Source organism: Domibacillus enclensis, from assembly GCF_900156125.1.
Classification (GTDB): Bacteria; Bacillota; Bacilli; order Bacillales; family Domibacillaceae; genus Domibacillus; species Domibacillus enclensis.
In genome coordinates this window covers 372,896-390,434 of sequence record NZ_FTLX01000001.1, presented here as the reverse complement: position 1 = coordinate 390,434, position 17,539 = coordinate 372,896, and the positions used below count along the sequence as shown (strand labels likewise).

Annotated in this window: 18 protein-coding genes; 16 read left to right on the top strand and 2 right to left on the bottom strand. The window is 48.7% G+C overall.

The genetic code is table 11. The annotated features are described in order from the left end of the window. Window positions 1–2: 2 nt before the first annotated feature. From bshA to BW952_RS01875, 13 genes are all read left to right on the top strand, one after another. The gene (bshA, locus tag BW952_RS01935) at window positions 3–1,142 is read left to right on the top strand and encodes an N-acetyl-alpha-D-glucosaminyl L-malate synthase BshA (protein ID WP_045851444.1); all 1,140 of its coding nucleotides are present in this window, start codon (window positions 3–5) and stop codon (window positions 1,140–1,142) included. Continuing rightward, window positions 1,139–2,332 carry a CCA tRNA nucleotidyltransferase gene (locus BW952_RS01930; protein WP_045851445.1) on the top strand — a complete coding sequence of 398 codons (1,194 nt, stop codon included), beginning with the start codon at window positions 1,139–1,141 and terminating at the stop codon, window positions 2,330–2,332. The genes bshA and BW952_RS01930 overlap by 4 nt, the downstream gene beginning before the upstream one ends. Beyond that, window positions 2,317–3,291: a biotin--[acetyl-CoA-carboxylase] ligase gene (locus BW952_RS01925; protein WP_045851446.1), complete on the top strand. Its 975-nt coding sequence runs from the start codon at window positions 2,317–2,319 to the stop codon at window positions 3,289–3,291. Before BW952_RS01930 ends, BW952_RS01925 begins: the two co-directional genes overlap by 16 nt. A 237-nt stretch (window positions 3,292–3,528) precedes the next feature. Then, window positions 3,529–4,365: a 3-methyl-2-oxobutanoate hydroxymethyltransferase gene (gene panB / locus BW952_RS01920; RefSeq protein WP_045851447.1), complete on the top strand. Its 837-nt coding sequence runs from the start codon at window positions 3,529–3,531 to the stop codon at window positions 4,363–4,365. Continuing rightward, entirely contained in the window at window positions 4,362–5,204 is an 843-nt protein-coding gene (gene panC / locus BW952_RS01915; RefSeq protein WP_045851448.1) for a pantoate--beta-alanine ligase, read from the top strand. Before panB ends, panC begins: the two co-directional genes overlap by 4 nt. 13 nt (window positions 5,205–5,217) lie before the next feature. Then, complete coding sequence (gene panD, locus BW952_RS01910; RefSeq protein WP_045851449.1) at window positions 5,218–5,601, top strand: aspartate 1-decarboxylase; 384 nt, start codon at window positions 5,218–5,220, stop codon at window positions 5,599–5,601. Between the two features lie 464 nt (window positions 5,602–6,065). Beyond that, window positions 6,066–8,870: an ATP-dependent DNA helicase DinG gene (gene dinG, locus BW952_RS01905; RefSeq protein WP_052698557.1), complete on the top strand. Its 2,805-nt coding sequence runs from the start codon at window positions 6,066–6,068 to the stop codon at window positions 8,868–8,870. A gap of 51 nt (window positions 8,871–8,921) precedes the next feature. Then, window positions 8,922–9,092: a YpmA family protein gene (locus BW952_RS01900; protein WP_076496166.1), complete on the top strand. Its 171-nt coding sequence runs from the start codon at window positions 8,922–8,924 to the stop codon at window positions 9,090–9,092. A 15-nt stretch (window positions 9,093–9,107) separates the two neighbouring features. Beyond that, window positions 9,108–9,596 (top strand): cell wall elongation regulator TseB-like domain-containing protein, encoded by a 489-nt coding sequence (locus BW952_RS01895; RefSeq protein ID WP_045852469.1) that lies wholly within the window; start codon window positions 9,108–9,110, stop codon window positions 9,594–9,596. A 22-nt stretch (window positions 9,597–9,618) separates the two neighbouring features. Then, window positions 9,619–10,812, top strand: a complete 1,194-nt coding sequence (locus tag BW952_RS01890; protein ID WP_045852468.1) for a pyridoxal phosphate-dependent aminotransferase — start codon at window positions 9,619–9,621, stop codon at window positions 10,810–10,812. 93 nt (window positions 10,813–10,905) lie between these two features. After that, a complete protein-coding gene (locus tag BW952_RS01885) occupies window positions 10,906–11,592 on the top strand; it encodes a DnaD domain-containing protein (protein WP_045852467.1) in 687 nt (228 codons plus the stop codon). Between the two features lie 11 nt (window positions 11,593–11,603). Further along, complete coding sequence (nth, locus tag BW952_RS01880; RefSeq protein ID WP_045852466.1) at window positions 11,604–12,263, top strand: endonuclease III; 660 nt, start codon at window positions 11,604–11,606, stop codon at window positions 12,261–12,263. Continuing rightward, entirely contained in the window at window positions 12,260–12,730 is a 471-nt protein-coding gene (locus BW952_RS01875) for a YpoC family protein (RefSeq protein ID WP_045852465.1), read from the top strand. Before nth ends, BW952_RS01875 begins: the two co-directional genes overlap by 4 nt. A gap of 55 nt (window positions 12,731–12,785) precedes the next feature. Here the strand turns inward: BW952_RS01875 and BW952_RS01870 are convergent, their stop codons facing one another. Both BW952_RS01870 and recU read right to left on the bottom strand, forming a co-directional pair. Next, window positions 12,786–15,485, bottom strand: a complete 2,700-nt coding sequence (locus tag BW952_RS01870; protein ID WP_045852464.1) for a transglycosylase domain-containing protein — start codon at window positions 15,483–15,485, stop codon at window positions 12,786–12,788. A gap of 26 nt (window positions 15,486–15,511) precedes the next feature. Further along, window positions 15,512–16,117: a Holliday junction resolvase RecU gene (gene recU, locus BW952_RS01865; RefSeq protein WP_045852463.1), complete on the bottom strand. Its 606-nt coding sequence runs from the start codon at window positions 16,115–16,117 to the stop codon at window positions 15,512–15,514. A 164-nt stretch (window positions 16,118–16,281) separates the two neighbouring features. Here recU and BW952_RS01860 point away from each other — a divergent pair, with 164 nt between their 5' ends. From BW952_RS01860 to BW952_RS01850, 3 genes are all read left to right on the top strand, one after another. Beyond that, window positions 16,282–16,761: an STAS domain-containing protein gene (locus tag BW952_RS01860; protein WP_045852462.1), complete on the top strand. Its 480-nt coding sequence runs from the start codon at window positions 16,282–16,284 to the stop codon at window positions 16,759–16,761. Window positions 16,762–16,873: 112 nt separating this feature from the next. Next, window positions 16,874–17,101 carry a hypothetical protein gene (locus BW952_RS01855; RefSeq protein WP_045852461.1) on the top strand — a complete coding sequence of 76 codons (228 nt, stop codon included), beginning with the start codon at window positions 16,874–16,876 and terminating at the stop codon, window positions 17,099–17,101. Window positions 17,102–17,116: 15 nt separating this feature from the next. Next, window positions 17,117–17,467 (top strand): DUF1798 family protein, encoded by a 351-nt coding sequence (locus BW952_RS01850; protein WP_045852460.1) that lies wholly within the window; start codon window positions 17,117–17,119, stop codon window positions 17,465–17,467. Window positions 17,468–17,539 lie beyond the last annotated feature (72 nt).

The window sequence follows — 17,539 nt, the reverse complement described above, 5'->3', positions numbered from 1 at the left end:
AAATGGGATTAAATATTGGCATTACCTGTTACCCGACAGTGGGCGGGTCAGGGGTCGTAGCAACAGAACTCGGAAAGCTCCTCGCTGAAAAGGGGCATACCATTCACTTTATCACGTCTGCTGTTCCGTTTCGGCTGAACCGGATGTACCACAATATCTTTTTTCACCAGGTGGAAGTGAATCAGTACTCCGTTTTTCAGTATCCGCCTTATGACATCGCGCTGGCTAGCAAAATGGCCGATGTCATCAAGCGGGAGAAGTTGGATATTTTGCATGTTCACTATGCGATTCCGCATGCGGTCTGCGCTATTTTGGGCAAACAAATGGCGAAGTCGGACGTGAAAATTGTCACAACGCTGCACGGAACGGATATCACGGTGCTCGGGACAGATTCTGCCTTAACCTCCGCTATTAAATTCGGGATCGAGCAGTCCGACGCGGTGACGGCTGTCTCCAATTCCCTCGCGGAGCAAACGGTGGACATGATTGCACCGGACAAGCAAATTGAAACGGTTTACAACTTTATTGATGAGCGGGTGTACCGGCCGATTGATACAGCCGGTCATTTAAAAAATGAATACGGCATCGGGGAAGAGGAAAAAGTGGTGATCCACGTGTCCAACTTCCGTGCAGTGAAACGGGTGACCGACGTGGTAAAAGTATTTGCGCGGATTGCCGAGCAAATGCCAGCTAAATTGCTGCTCGTTGGAGACGGACCTGAAATGACGGTAGTATGCCGACTTGCCGAATCGCTCGGTCTGAAAGGACGGGTTCTGTTTTTAGGAAAGCAAAATAATTTAACGGAGCTTTACGCCATTAGTGATATGAAGCTGCTTCTGTCTGAAAAAGAAAGCTTCGGACTTGTGGCGCTTGAAGCAATGGCATGTGGCGTCCCATGCGTCGGCACGGACGCCGGTGGAATTCCCGAAGTGATTACCGATGGAGACAATGGTTTTGTCCGTCCGATTGGTGACGTAGATGCCATTAGTGAAGCAGCCATCCGTTTGCTGTCCGATCCTGATTTATACAAACAAATCAAACAGCGGGCAATGGATTCTGTCCATGAGCGGTTTCATTCCTCGGACATCGTCAGACAATATGAAGCGGTTTATGAAGGTCTGCTCAAGGAAGCAGCATTATGATCATCCCTTCTTTTTTTCAGCAGGCGCTGCCCGTTTTGAGTAAACTGGAGGATTCAGGTTATGAAGCCTATTTCGTCGGCGGAGCAGTTCGCGATCTTTTTTTGAGCCGCTCCATTCACGATGTGGATATTGCTACATCGGCCACCCCACTTGAAGTAAAGGCCATCTTTACGCATACAGTGGATGTCGGAATTGACCACGGCACAATCCTAGTTTTGCATAAAGGCACTGGATTTGAAGTGACGACATTTCGGACGGAATCAGCATACAGCGATTTTAGAAGACCGGATCACGTTGAATTTGTCCGGTCTCTTTATGACGATTTAAAACGTCGCGATTTTACGATGAACGCCATGGCGATGGACAAGGAAGGTCAATGGATTGATCCGTTTAATGGAAAAGAGGATATTCAAAACGGGCTTATTCGCACGGTCGGTCTCGCATCTGAGCGGTTTTCAGAGGATGCGCTCCGGATGCTGCGGGCAGCCCGCTTTGTCAGTCAGCTTTCTTTTCGGCTGGAAGAACAAACAAAGACGGCGATGCAGCAGCAGGCTCAGTTGCTGGAGCACATTGCCGTCGAGCGAAAGCTGGCGGAGCTGGATAAATTGCTGGAAGGCAGCAACAAGAAGCAAGCGCTGACGTCGTTAATTGAAACGGGACTGTACCGCTTTCTCCCGGGACTGGCGGATCGAAAAACAGCGCTTGAGCATTTCGCTTCTCTTCAGGTCGATACGTTAACAAAGGAACAGTGCTGGATTGTATTGTCCTGGTTGTGCGTAAAGGAAGAAGTAAAGCCGTTTCTAAAGGGCTGGCGTTTTCCGCAAAAACGGATTCAGCATGTGGAGCGAAGTGTGAAAACGATCGGCCAGCTGCAAGCAAGTGGTGCAGACGACTGGCTGTTTTTCCAGGCAGGACGGGAGGCAGCCGTTGATGCGACAGCTGCTGTTGCTTGTTTAGAAAATCGAGATCCAGATCTTGAACAAGCAGCTGACCGCTGGAACGCGCTTCCGATCAAACATCGTCAGGAGCTGGCGATTTCCGGGGGGGATCTGCTTCAATGGACAAATCGGTCCCGGGGTCCCTGGATCAAAGAAATCCTTCAGCAGGCGGAGCAAGCTGTTGTTCGTAAGGATGTTCTGAATACAAGGCATGACATAGAAAGGTGGCTGCGTGAATGCAATCTTCTGTAAAACATAAATTACTTGATGTATTTTCTAGAGCAGATGGTGACTTTGTTTCCGGCCAGGCGCTGGCGGATCATATCGGCTGTTCGCGGACCGCGGTTTGGAAACACATCGAATCGCTGCGTCAGGACGGCTTCGTCCTTGAAGCCGTCCGTAATAAAGGCTACCGGATTACCGCAAAGCCCGATAAAGTAAGTGAAAATGAATTGCTGATCGGCTTAACAACGAAACGGCTCGGCAAACAGATCGTCTTTAAAGAATCTGTTGAGTCCACACAGAAAGAAGCACACAAAATAGCGGAAGAAGCCGTAGAAGGAACACTCGTCATAGCCGAGGAGCAAAAAGCAGGCCGGGGGCGGCTGACACGGGTGTTTCATTCGCCAAAGCATACCGGCATTTGGATGAGCTTAATCTTAAAGCCGGATCTGCCTCTTTATAAAGCACCCCAATTCACGCTGATTGCGGCCGTTGCTGTCGCAGAAGCGATCCGTGATACGGCCGGCCTTACACCCGAAATTAAATGGCCGAATGATCTGCTGATAAACGGAAAAAAAATCACCGGTATTTTAACGGAGCTTCAAGCCGACTCAGACCGGATTCATTCCATTATCATCGGCATCGGGGTAAACGTTAACCAGCAATCGTTTCCTGAGGAACTATCAGGCATTGCCACATCCCTTGCGATTGAAAAAGGAGAAATGGTTCCGAGAGCCCAGCTCGTCCAAGCCATTTTAAAAAACCTTGAACGCTACTATGAAGAATATATGGAAAATGGATTTGCTGCGATAAAGGAAAAGTGGGAATCGTTGGCGGTTTCCATTGGCCGGCACATCACGGCGAGAACGGCAAACGGCTCCATTCGAGGCAAGGCGCTCGGCATAACAGATGAAGGCGTGTTAAAGCTCGAGGATGAGCAGGGTGCTATTCATTCGATTTACTCAGCGGATATTGAGATCGACCAGTAGTCAAATAAGAACCAGGCTGATATAATGAGCTTGAACAGGGCGGCATCATCCCCGAGCTGCACCGCGTTCAACAAGTTTAAACGCATTCACATAAGACAAACACTGCCTTGATCCGGATGGACAGGGACAGAGGGTCGAAACATTTAATCCGTCAACAACGGGTCCTTCTGCTTCTTTTTCGGGCATAAGGACCTTTTTTGCTGTTTCGTCTCCTCTAGTAAAAAGGAGGATACTGATATGAAACGAACTGCTGATTTTTTAAAGATGAAAAAAGAAAATGAAAAAATCGCCATGATAACGGCGTACGACTTTCCATCCGCCAAGCAAGCAGAAGCGGGCGGGACGGACGTAATATTAGTCGGGGATTCACTCGGGATGACCGTGCTTGGATTGGATTCGACGGTTCATGTGACAATCGATGACATGGTACATCACACAAAAGCGGTAAAACGGGGAGCGCGTGATACCTTTATCATCACAGACATGCCATTTATGACGTATCACGTAAACAAGGAACAAACCTTTCATGCGGCTCGGACACTGATCCAGGGCGGCGCGGATGCCATCAAGCTTGAGGGGGCAGGCGAAGTGGTTGATCGGGTAAAGGAATTAACCGAAGCCGGTGTGCCTGTATGTGCTCACCTCGGCCTGACACCGCAGTCCGTTGGCGTTCTGGGCGGTTATAAAGTGCAGGGGAAAACGGCAGAATCAGCGCAGCGTCTGCTGGCAGATGCAAGGGCGATGGAACAGGCCGGTGCCTTTATGCTCGTTCTTGAATGTGTGCCGCACCAGGTAGCCAGGACTGTATCAGCGGCACTGCAAATTCCGGTGATCGGGATTGGTGCGGGTGCTGAAGCAGACGGCCAGGTGCTTGTTTATCATGATATCATGAAATACGGCGTGGACCGTACAGCAAAGTTCGTGAAAAGCTATGCGGAGTTTGACCGCACCGGTGTTCAAGCCGTATCGAGTTATGTCGAGGACGTAAAAGCCGGTGAGTTCCCAGAAGAAGCCCACGCGTTCACAATGAGCGAGGACGAACTGGACCGCTTATACGGGGGCATTCCTTCATGAAAATCGTTCGCACCATTGACGCATTAAAAAAAGACGTGCACCAGATGAAATCCAGTCACGCAGCGATCGGGTTTGTCCCGACGATGGGCTTTTTGCATGAAGGGCATTTGACGCTGGCGCATCGAGCCAAAAAAGAAAATGACCAGGTGATCATGTCGATTTTCGTGAACCCGCTTCAATTTGGTCCCAATGAAGACTTTGAACGCTACCCACGCAACGAGGAACGGGATGCGCAGCTTGCCGAGGAAGCCGGCGTAGATGTTTTATTTTTGCCGTCTGTTGAAGAAATGTATCCAAGTGAACCGGCTGTCACGCTTACCGTTCAAAAAAGAACAAACGCGCTTTGCGGCCTGTCGCGGACCGGTCACTTCGACGGCGTGGCAACGGTGGTCATGAAGCTGTTTCATCTAACGGAGGCTGACCGGGCGTATTTCGGCAAAAAGGATGCCCAGCAGCTGGCGGTTATTCACGGGCTTGTGGAGTCGTTAAACGTGCCGATTGCCATTCAGGGAGTGGACACCGTGCGGGAAAGCGATGGCCTGGCAAAAAGTTCCCGCAATGTGTACTTGCTGCCGGACGAGCGTGAAAAAGCACCTGCACTGTACCAGTCGCTGCAGCAGACAAAACAGCTGATTGAAGGCGGCGAAACGCGCACCTCCTTTTTAAAGGAGCAGGCGGCCGATTTTTTAACGGCCAAGAGCGGTGCGAAATTGGAGTATGTGGATATTTTAACGTATCCGGAGCTGGAGCCGATTGAATTCGTCAGCGGCTCCGTTATTTTGGCGGCGGCCGTAAAATACAAAAACGCCCGGTTAATAGACAATATTATTTTAACCTGAAAGGAAGTGCGCTATGTTTCGTACAATGATGAATGGAAAGATTCACCGGGCCACGGTGACAGAAGCGAATTTAAACTACGTCGGCAGCATTACGATTGATGAAGACCTGCTGGACGCTGCCGGAATGCTGCCGAATGAAAAAGTGCAGATTGTGAACAACAATAACGGCGCCCGCCTGGAAACGTATATTATTCCAGGGGAACGGGGCAGCGGTGTCGTTTGCTTAAACGGAGCAGCCGCCCGGCTTGTGCAGCCCGGCGACACAGTCATTGTCATTTCGTATGTGCTGGTTGCCGAAGAAAAAGTAAAGGACCATAAACCGAAAGTGCTGATTATGGACAAAGAAAACCGAATCGCCAGCTTGCTTTACCAGGAACCTGCCGCAACGATCATGTAATGACTGATGCGTTTTTTAAGCTGATAAATAATGTATAGGTCAAGGAAATGAGCCCTTCTTTTTCTACTTTATGAAAAAGAAGGGCTTTTTACAGTGATAAAAAACAAATGTCTCCATGTTCCCAATCAAACCGATTCCTTTTTTGGGCTTTACGGTCTGTTTTTCCTCCCCACCAGGGCGGCTGGCGCAGGACGAAGACTCGGGAGGGATCAGCGGGTTAGGTGAGATCCACTTTTGGAGCGTAGCGACAAAAGTTAGCTCACCGCCCGCCCCTCCGAACGCGCAGTCCTGCAGAAGCCGCCCGGACCGTGTTCGCGCAAGTGCAGTGGCTTTTTCTTTGTTGTTCGATAAGGATCACTTGTTTTCTCAGGGGAAACTCTTTTTGCGCGGTTCAACGGATAAGAAGGTACGTTTTGCTTTTCTTGTGGTAAACTGAAAAGGAATAATTTAAAGGTGTGTTTGCCGTGATTAACGACGTACGTTTTACAGTGGCTGATTTTGAAACGACCGGTCACTCCTATGCAAGCGGCGGCCGCATTATGCAGGCGGCTTTTGTGAGGATTGAAGAGGCCGGGATTACCGACCAATACGATACTTATTTAAACCCAGATGCCCCGATTCCTCCTTTTATTCAGGAATTAACGGGCATTCAGGAAGAAACCGTTCGACAGGCGCCATTTTTCAAAGAAGAAGCAGGCCGTTTTGTGGACTGGCTGACCGATGCCGTTTTTGTGGCGCATAATGTTTCGTTCGACCTGACTTTTTTAAACAGCGAGCTGGTGGAAGCGGGAGAGGCTCCTTTCGACGGCCGGTTTATTGATACGGTTGAGCTTTCGAAGATCGTTCTGCCGGTTTCTGAAAGTTATAAGCTCGGCGATTTGTCCGAGCAGTTTGAATTGAATCATGGACAGAAGCACCGCGCGGACAGCGATGCCTATGCGACAGCGGAACTGTTTATTCATCTTGTTGAACGGATAGAGGAACTGCCGCTTGTCACCATTGAGCAGCTGCTGAAATTATCAACGGGCTTGAAAAGCGACATTCACTTTCTTTTGTCATGCATTGCAGCGCAAAAGAAAAAGCGGATTGAAATCATTCCGGAAAAGTGGACCGTTTACCGTGGACTGGCGCTCCGGACAAAACCGGTGCCGCAAAAACGGAAAGCGGACGAGGCCGTTTCGTTTCCAAAGGAAGCGGACGAAAAGTGGGCGCTTTTATCAAGCGTGCCGGGAATGGACCGGCGTCATGGCCAGATGCAGATGATGGAATCGGTGGAGCGGTTTTTTGAAGAAGGCCGGCATACAGTTATTGAAGCCGGAACAGGAACGGGCAAATCTCTTGCTTATCTGATCCCTTCCATTTACGAAAGCCGAAAATCCGGTCGTCCGGTAGTTGTTTCAACATATACCGTACTTCTTCAGCACCAGCTTCTCGACCGTGAAATTGCCAGGCTTCAAATGATGCTGCCGTTTGACGTGAAAGCAGCTGTGTTAAAAGGAAAGCGCCATTATTTAGATTTATCACGCTTTGTCCGGTCACTCCGGGAAAAAGAAAAAAATTACGACCGCGTTTTAACAAAAATGCAAATGCTCGTCTGGCTTCTTGAAACGAAAACCGGAGATGGCGATGAACTGAATTTATCGTCAGGCGGCGCGCTTTACTGGAAAGAAATATGCCAGGCGGATCAATATATGAACAAAGCAAAGCAGGCATGGAAAAAGCACGACTTTGCCTTGTATGCAAAAGAAATCGCTGCAAATGCGGATCTGATCGTCACCAATCATTCATTCCTCATTACCGAGATGAAGGCGGAAAAGCCACTTTTGCAGCCTGGAAGCTTTATTGTGATTGATGAAGCTCACCGGTTTGAAAAAGCGGCGAGGGAGCGTCTCGGTCAGGAGCTGTCCCTGGCCCATCTGAAGTTTCTCCTCGGGAAAATGGGTTCAGCGGATGACCGGCGACTGTTGTATCATTTAAACCGGATTGAATCAAAAAGGCTGGCGGCGAATTCGTTTTTAGACATTGCAGGTGTCCTGCAAAAAGCAATGACGGAGTCAGAAGAGTGGTTTGGTGCTGTTTCCGCTTTTTTTGAACAGCAGACAGCCCGCATGAATCAATCCAAGCGCCAGCTCGCCATAACAGAAGATAAACGGCAAACCGCAGGATGGCAGCAAATTGAATACGGAGCTGAGCGGCTGTATCATGCAATGGCAGCGGTCATTCAAGAAGCCGAAGCGAAGGTAAGACAGCTGGAGGAAGTCAGAAAGCAGCTGTCGGGACGGGACGAGCTTTTTGTAGATGATGCGCTTCTGTTCGTTGAGCGGTGCCGGGCCTGGAACGAGCAGCTTTTCACGATTGTGTTTCGTCCGGATGAGGAAGAAGTTGTCTGGGTCGAGGGAGACGTCAGATCTCTTTCAAATACGATCTCCATTCGGACGCAGCCGGTGCAGCCGGGTGTCTTGATCCGATCGTTCCTGTTAGAGCGATACCAGGTCCTGTTTACGTCTGCCACGCTGACAGTGGAGCATTCCTTTTCTTTTTTCGCGGCTGAAATGGGTCTCGGCACCGGAGATTACGATGCGTACGTGATCAAGTCGCCATTTGACTATCAGAACCAATGCCGGGTCGTTATTCCAAATGATGTACCCGATATTAAAGAAACGGATGCAGAAACGTATGCACAGGCCGTAGCGGATTACATTATTGCTGCAGCAGAAGCAGCAGATGGACGGATGCTGGTGCTGTTTACATCCTTTGATATTTTGAAAAAAACACACGATTTCATTCGTGAAACAGAGCTGCTGGCTGAATATGCCATTATTGCACAGGGGATTACAAATGGAAGTGTCGCGCGACTCGCTAAAAACTTCCGCCAGTATGATAAAGCCATTTTGCTTGGAACAGGTGCGCTGTGGGAAGGCATCGATATTCCGGGAGAGGATTTATCTGTCCTGTTTATCGTACGGCTGCCTTTTGCCCCTCCGGATGACCCGTTCGTTGCCGCGAAAAACCGGCAGCTGAAGGAGGCCGGGAAAAATCCGTTTTCTGCTTATTCATTGCCGCAGGCCATTATTCGCTTTCGCCAGGGCTTTGGCCGCTTGATTCGGACTCAAACCGATCGCGGCATCGTCGTGTTATTTGACCGCCGAGTCAGCACAAGCCGTTACGGAAAAGCCTTCCTTGAATCGATCCCCGATGTACCTGTAAAAGAAACCGATATAGGGGAAACGGTGGATCTGATCGAAAAGTGGCTGCCGCGCAAAAAATAGCTGTATCGATCGGTTTTGTTCCTGTTATAATTTGACCCAGGAGGGATGTTTATGGAGTCAAAAATTGAAGTGCTTTCAACGGTAACAGTCGAAAATAACGGTGATTTGTACAAGCTTGTTGACACGCTGAACCGGACGCTGAAGCGGGAAAACCTCATGTTCGGCCTCGCGCTTGATGCGGAGGATCAGTCAAAAGCAGTTTTTACAATTTATCGAACATAAAAGAACGTGGTGACTATGCGAACAACTTATAAAAAATGGGCTTTAATCATCGGCATTCCGGTGCTGATCATTGCGATTGCGGTTATAATCTTGTATAATAATGCACAAAAACCGTATGAAGAGGCGAAGGAGAGAGCGGCCAGGCAGCTGGAGGAAAAAGCGTCTCTTTCTCAAACAGATGATGTATATGTGTATCACAGCACAGAAACGGTTTATGCGGCGACCGGGCAGGATCAAAACGGGCAAAACGTAGCGGTCTGGCTTTCTGAGAAAGAAGGTTCCGAGCCTGTGGTCCGCCCGCTCGAAGAAGGTGTGACAGAAAAAGAAGCACGTGCGCTTTTCCGTGAGGAAGCAGGAGACGCAGCGCTTTTATCTGTGACACTTGGCATGGAACAAAAAACACCGGTCTGGCTGTTTTTATTTGAAAATGAGAACGGCCGCTTGAATTACTACTATTTGTCGTTTACGGACGGGACCTGGTGGAAAAAGGTTGAAAACATTTAATAATAGAATGGAGAATCGATTCATGGACGTACAATTAGCAGAACGCGTAAAAGCATTAACTCCTTCCACAACACTTGCCATCACGGCAAAAGCAAAAGAAATGAAAGCGCAGGGAATCGACGTGATCGGGCTTGGCGCGGGAGAGCCTGACTTTAATACACCGGAGCACATTATCGAAGCAGCGTATGAATCGCTGAAGGACGGACAAACAAAGTATACACCGGCTGGCGGCGTAGCAGAGCTGAAGGACGCCATTATCGGGAAATTCAAGCAGGACCAGGGAATTACATACAAGCCCAACGAAATTATCGTGACCACAGGCGCGAAGCACGCACTTTATAACTTATTCCAGGTCATCCTCAATGAGGGAGATGAAGTGATTATCCCAACACCGTATTGGGTGAGTTATCCGGAGCAGGTGAAGCTAGCGGATGGCGTTCCGGTTTATGTGGACGGTGCAGAATCAAACGATTTTAAAATTACGCCGGAGCAGCTGGAAGCGTCGATTACGGACCGGACAAAAGCCGTTATTATTAACTCGCCATCCAACCCGACAGGTATGCTGTATTCAGCTGAAGAGCTGCAGGCGCTTGGGGAAGTGGCGATTCGGCACAATATTTGGATTGTATCAGATGAAATTTATGAAAAATTGGTGTACGGCAGCAACAAGCACGTATCCATTGCCGAACTATCATCTGAATTAAAAGAGCAAACGATTATCATCAATGGCGTATCCAAATCTCACTCGATGACAGGCTGGCGCATTGGCTACGCAGCAGGAAATGCACAGGTCATTAAAGCAATGACGGACCTTGCAAGCCATTCAACGTCCAACCCGACGTCAACGGCCCAATACGGGGCGATTGCGGCGTACACAGGCACACAAGAGCCGGTAGAGGTCATGAAAAAAGCATTTGAAGAGCGCATGAACATTATTCATGCAAAATTATCTGCTATTCCAGGCGTAACGTGCTTGAAGCCGCAAGGTGCCTTTTATTTGTATCCGAATGTAACCGAAGCGGCAAACGCAACGGGCCACGACAGCGTGGATGCCTTTGTTACTGCGCTCCTAGAGGAAGCAAACGTAGCCGTCGTACCGGGCAGCGGTTTCGGCACGCCTCCGAATATTCGCTTATCGTATGCGACGTCGCTTGAACTGCTGGAAAAAGCGGTTGACCGCATCGCCGATTATGTGAAATCAAACCAAAAAGGGTAACAAGATGAAGAAAAGCAGTCCAATCGGGCGGCTTTTCTTTTTTTCATCCAGCTAGTATAATATGAAGCATTGCAAAAGGTCGAGGTGGGGAAAATGAAAGACAAAGAGATCATGATTCACTGGATGGAGCAAGGGTCTACAAGTGTACCGAATGTGCTGCTTGAAAACTATAAAAAGCTATCGTTAAATGAGCAGGAAATGATGCTGCTTCTTCATATTTATTCATACAGCCAGAAGGGAATTCTGTTTCCGAGTTTTGAAGAGCTGTCTAACCGGATGTCGATCACGGCGTCTGAGTGTGCAGGCTGCGTGAAAAAGCTGCTGCAAAAGCAGGTGGTGGAAATTGAACAGGGAAGCCAGACCGGCTATGAATCTTACTCGCTGGAGCCGTTATGGAACAAGCTTGTGGCTCTTTTTGAATCGGAAGCACGCGGTCAGTCTGTCCAGCAGGCGATGACAGAGGAAAAGGATTTATACAGCTTGTTTGAGGAAGAATTCGGGCGGCCGCTGTCCTCCATTGAATGTGAAACACTGGCGCTCTGGATTGACCAGGACGGCCATTCACCGTCAGTTATTAAAGCAGCGCTTCGTGAAGCTGTTTTATCGATGAAGCTGAACTTCCGCTACATTGACCGGATTTTATTTGAGTGGAAAAAACAAGGGATTAAAACGGTTGAACAGGCCCGGGAGCAGGGTAAAAAGTTCCGGAAGCCGGCCGCTATGGAACAAGTATCCCGCTCGGAGCAGGCAGTGCCTTTTTATAACTGGCTGGAGCAGTAAGGAGAACGAACATGCTGAACAAAACACAAATTCGGCGCTGTCTGGATACATTTGCGGAAATGTTTCCCGGAGCCCACTGCGAATTAAATCATAAAAACCCGTTTGAGCTTGTCATTGCGGTTGCGCTGTCTGCGCAGTGTACAGACGCACTCGTAAATAAAGTAACAAAAAACCTGTTTCAAAAATATAAGACGCCAGAGGATTACCTGGCAGTGCCGCTTGAAGAGCTGGAGCAGGACATCCGGTCGATCGGCTTGTACCGGAATAAAGCAAAAAACATTCAAAAGATGTCCCGGCTGCTGCTGGAAGAAATGGGCGGTATCGTTCCGGAAACCCAGGATGAGCTCGTGAAGCTTCCTGGCGTAGGCCGGAAAACAGCGAATGTCGTTGCATCCGTCGCCTTTGGTGTTCCGGCGATTGCGGTAGACACCCATGTGGAGCGGATTTCAAAGCGGCTCGGCTTTTGCCGCTGGAAGGACAGTGTGACAGAGGTAGAAAACACATTAATGCGCAAGATCCCGATGGAAGAATGGTCAGATACGCATCACCGGATGATTTTTTTCGGCCGCTATCATTGTAAAGCGCAGTCGCCAAACTGTCCGGAGTGCCCGCTTCTCGACATATGCCGTGAAGGAAAGAAACGAATGAAGCTTGGAGGGAAAAGAACATGACCGTGAACATACCAGAAGAGCTCCGGTACTTTTCACCTGATTCACAAGCGGAGCTTCCGGCGTCTTTATCCGAGTATCCGTATTTTCGTTATGAGTTGAACGGGGAAAAGCCGTGGGAGCAGGAAAAAAACGGTCTGCCGTTGCTTCAGGAAGCGTGGGAGCAGGCCGTAAAACAGCTGGAAGAAAAACAGCTGGCCAGAAGCAAGGACGTCAAAGAGGAAGTAGACACACTCCTGGCGCTGTTTTTTATGGCTCTTTTCTGGGCGAACAATCAGCCAGCGGCACCGGTGCTATGGATGGAAAAAGAGCCGGATTTAATGGTAAAGCCGATAAACTTTTTGGAACGGTTTACGTATATCGACAGCCGTCCGTACACGTATATGGCCTACCGGCAATTAATCGAGCTCATGACAGAACTGAAAAAAGCATCGGCCGTCCAGCTGCTTAAAAGCTCTCGCCGTACATGATCGAGAGAATGAAATACGAAAACCCCCTGATCATCGCGATCAGGGGGTTTGTTCGTTATTCGGCTGGTGCTTCTTCTGTTGGCTCAGTGTCCTGTGAGCCGTTGCTCTGGGTTGACCCATTGCCGTTTTCGATGTTGCCGGAAGAGTTCCCGGTGGCGTCATCATTGCCGCCATTATTACCTGAATTGCCGTTGGCCGGTTGTTCGGTTTGCGGTTCTTCGGGCTCGGGTGCCGGTTCAGGCTCTGGCTCTGGTTCCGGCTCTGGTTCCGGTTCTGGCTCAGCTGGCTCCGGTGTCGGTTCAGGTTCCGGCTCTGGTTCAGGCTCTTCCGGTTCCGCTGGTTCGCCGCCTGGAATCGTGACAGACGTTGAAGCGGAATCGATGCTCTCGCCATCTACTGTCGCTGTTACCGTGATCGAGTATGTTTCACCCGGCTGGCCACCGCCAAATACGGTAGAGAAGCCGCCAATCGACTGCGTTTCCTGTCCATTTGAGACGCTGAAGGTTGGACTGCCGTCACCGCTGTAGCCCCACGATACGGACATATTGCCGCTCGCATCGGCAGAAGCAGATAAGCCGGTAATGCTGCCGCTCGCTGTTTCTTCTTCGGGCTGTTCTTCCTCCTGCTCTTCTTCCTCATCTTCTTCCGGCTCTTCAACCGGCGTCGTTCGTTTCGGCTGTTCTCCGCGAATAAACAATTCGTAGGTTTTGTTGCTGTCCGAAACGCCGCTTCCCGCCACAACAGCTGGATTCGACCCTTTTACGATCGGAAGCTCAAGCACACTGTCCGGTTTTTCAAAATCAGGCGTATCCACACCTTCAGATACTTCCGTCATCAGCTGCTTAAAGAGTTCTTTTGCAATTTGCTGGCTTTCCTTTGATAAATATTCGGTCCGGCTTTCATAGCCGGTCCAGATAGCGGCTGTATAATTGGTCGTATAGCCGACAAACCATGCATCCGGCGACGCACTGGATGGGAAGTCATACTTTTGAAGTTCATCATCTGTATAATTGGTCGTGCCTGTTTTCCCTGCCATGTGAAGAGACGGGATATTGGCTGCCGTACCTGTTCCGTAATCCACTACACTTTTGAGCATGTCAGTAACCATATAGGCGGTGTAATCGCTCATTGCCGGTTCGGAGGTGATGTCATTTTCGACAACGGTTCCGTCGGCCAATGTCACTTTTGTGACTGTATGAGGCTCGTTATAAATGCCGCCGTTTCCGAATGCACTGTAAGCACCTGCCATTTGCAGCGGCGAAATGCCTTCATCGCCGTCCATAGCGCCAATGCCATACGATTCATATTCGTTTTCAAGGTTGATGCCCAGTTTGCCGGCGAATTCATACGCATCCTCAAATCCGACCTCCTGGAAGGTACGGACCGCTGCAGTATTTTTTGAACGGGCAAGTGCATCACGCATCGACATCATGCCTGCATACGAGCCGCCGGCGTTTCCAACAGAGCCGCCGCCGGAGTATTGCAGCGGGCTGTCTTCGATTTGCTCATACGTTGACCATTTCAAATATTCAATCGCCGGTCCATAATCAAGAATCGGCTTTATTGTAGAACCCGGCTGCCGTTTAATATCAGTTGCATAGTTTAAGCCGCGCTGCACTTCCTGGTTCCGGCCGCCGCCAAGCGCCCGGATGGCGCCGGTTTGCGTATCCGTCAACGCAATGCCCGCCTGGAACAAGTCACTTGGATAATTAACGTATTCATCGCTGTTCAGAAGCTGGTACATATATTCCTGCGCTTCTTTGTCGAGCGTTGTTTCAATCGTTAAACCGTCTGTATATGCGTTGTAGCCCATGGCTTCTACTTCCTCGATGACCAGGTCAACAAACGCATCGTATTCCGGATCTACTCCGGACTTGCTGACCGGTTCATCCAATAGAAAGTCTGTAATGTTCTGATCTTGCGCTTCTTCCATTTCAGCTGCGGAAATTTTATCGTGCTGGTTCATGAGAGACAGAACGACGTCTTTCCGTTTTTCTGCATTTTCAGGGTTTGTAAATGCATTATAGTTGTTCGGGCTTTGTGGCATGCCCGCAAGATACGCTGCTTCAGGCAAAGACAGCTCGCTTAATTCTTTGCCGAAATAATAATCGGCGGCTGCTTTCACTCCATTAATCGGTCCTGACATGTAAATTTTGTTCACATACATTTCAAAAATTTCTTCTTTTGAGTATTCCTGCTCCAGCTTGTAGGCAAGATATGCTTCCTGCGCTTTCCGCTTTAGCGTTTTATCCGATGACAGGAAGGAGAGCTTAACCACCTGCTGTGTGATCGTACTCGCACCTTGCGAGCCAAAGCCATCGGTCACGTTTTTCATAACCGCAGCACCGAGACGAATCGGATCAATCCCTTTATGTTCAAAGAAACGGCTGTCTTCCGTGGCGATAAACGCATCACGCACGAGCACAGGGATGTCATCGTACTCGACATATTCACGGCGCTCGGAGCCGATATTCGTCAGCAGGGAGCCGTCATCAGCGTTAATTTTGGATGAAATCGGATCTTTCAGCATCGCTTCATCAATTTCAGGTGTGTCTTTCACATAATAGGCAAAAAGGCCGGCTCCGCCGATTAGGACAAGCAATGCGACTAAAAATGCACCGAGAATAATCCGTTTGACAATCGACCGCTTTTTAGAAGCTGGCGCTTTTTTCGTTTTTGTTTTTTTCGGGGAGCGGGCTGGTTTTTTCTTTTGCTGGCTCCGCTTCTCGGTTCTTGATTTGTATTCATCAGACATGTGTCTTTTTTCCTCGCTTTCAAAAATTAAAAGTATACGTGATCCACCGCTTGCAAATAGGGAATGCGCGGTGAAAGCCCAAGCTTCAGTGACCTGCTCCGGTTTTCAATCTCCTCTTTTGTGATAGATTTACGGCCGCCATCAGTCATTCGAAGCCAAAAATCATATAAAGCCGCAAAGGGGAGAAGAAATAGTTCATCCGTTTTGGAAAAGCGGATAAGGACAAACGCAATGCCTCCGTGCTCTTCAACCTGTTTCATATGTGAAATTTGGTGGGCATGAAAATTTTTCAGCGGAAACGACGATGTATGATTCGTTTCCTTCGCTTCAAAATCAATATACTTTCCTTTATAAACCCCGTTATAATCTGTCGTAGAGGCCTGCCGGAAGTACGCTTCTTTAATAACAGCTGCGCTTCTTGCAGGGTAATCAACTCGAACGATTTGAACAGGCACGGGTTTTTTGTGAATGACAGCCAGGTTGCGGCTTAAATAATACGCGTTTGATTCGTTAATATCTTCTTCAAGCGTCATGCCACGGTTTGAAAATAATGAATTTTTTTTCAGTGGCTTTGTGCTGCCTGCCTGATCAGACTGCGCATATTTTTTTCCATTCGGATAGCGGATCGCCATCTTTTTCCCTCCTCTTGAATCCAATCAATATCATACCATATGAGCGAACAAATCGCCTGTTTGAAAAGACGTATTGCTTTGGGCCTTTTTTTTTAGGGGGTGGATTGCAGGATGGAGGTCCCTATATTAAAATAGAATGAAGATGATAAAGCAGGTGAGCCAATATGAGTAAAAAGCAAGAGGATCTTTCTGCTTTACAAGAAGAGATCCGTTTATTAAAAGAAGAACTGGCCGAATATAAACAGCTTGTCCAAGACGTGTCAGCACCTATTATTCCGTCTATCATTCCGGAAACGATTTTAGTTCCAATCACAGGCAAGCTGTCTCAGGAGCGGTTTGAAACGATCATTTCTGTCCTGCTGAATGCCTGCTATGAACAGTCTGTCGAAACCGTTATTATCGATTTCACCGCGATCTCCAAAAACGAAATCGATCAAATGGAGGTGATCGGGCAGTCGATCGACAATCTGGTCAATTCTTTAAACTTAATGGGAGCGGAAACGTTTTTCGTTGGCTTCACGCCAGGCTTTACGCAGACATTAATGACCAGCGGATTGCAGCTGCGAACCGATTTGAACACCTTTTTAACCTTTCGGAGTGCGCTCCAATATTTAATGAAGAAAAAAGGGATGACTTTCGCATAATTTGTCGTACCATTCCCTTCTTTGACTCTTCTTCACTAGTTTTGTCAGGTGGGAAGGAACTCTTCCCTTTCTGACGAATTCCTTTCTATACTACGGCAAAGGGGTGGAGTCGATGACGAAAGAAGAGTGGATGGAGCGGCTGGTCGAATTGGAGAAAGATACGTTAGAGCTTGAGCGCCGGTTGAAGATGAGTGTAGCAAATGAGCGAAGCCGCAAGATTGCCGGGTTTCGAATTCGAACAGAACACCTTCATAATCGTTTGTTGTTAGTGGAAGAGGGAGCCCGTTTTTTATGCGGGGATGCTGCTCATTCATTAAAGCCGGCAGCCGGTTCTATGTGAAAGAAGGGGTAACGAGTGGCTTTACGAGAAAGCACGATTGCATTGCATGAATTAATAGAAGAAGCAAAATCCATTTATGCTCACCATCGAGAGACAAAAGAAGCAGCGGACTTTTTCAACACGGTCAAGCCGTTTGCGGACAGGGTAGATGAAGCGGCGGATCAGTGGGAACGAGAGGCGCTTGCATTTTTACAAGAGCAGCCGCAAAAATATGTTCACACAGCTCAAATTGTCCAGGCAGCTGATAACGCTCGTCGTGTAGGAGCGCATGCTCATTTTTTTGATACAGGAAAAGCGAAGTTCATTCAGTCGGCCGATTCAGCGCTGTATGTACTGGAGTCGCTTCAAAAAGGAATGCACGCGTAAGGAGCGCCCGGGTGCGTTCTTTTTTTTGCTTTTAAAAAGATCGTTTGTTCGATAGAATAGATAAAAAGAGAA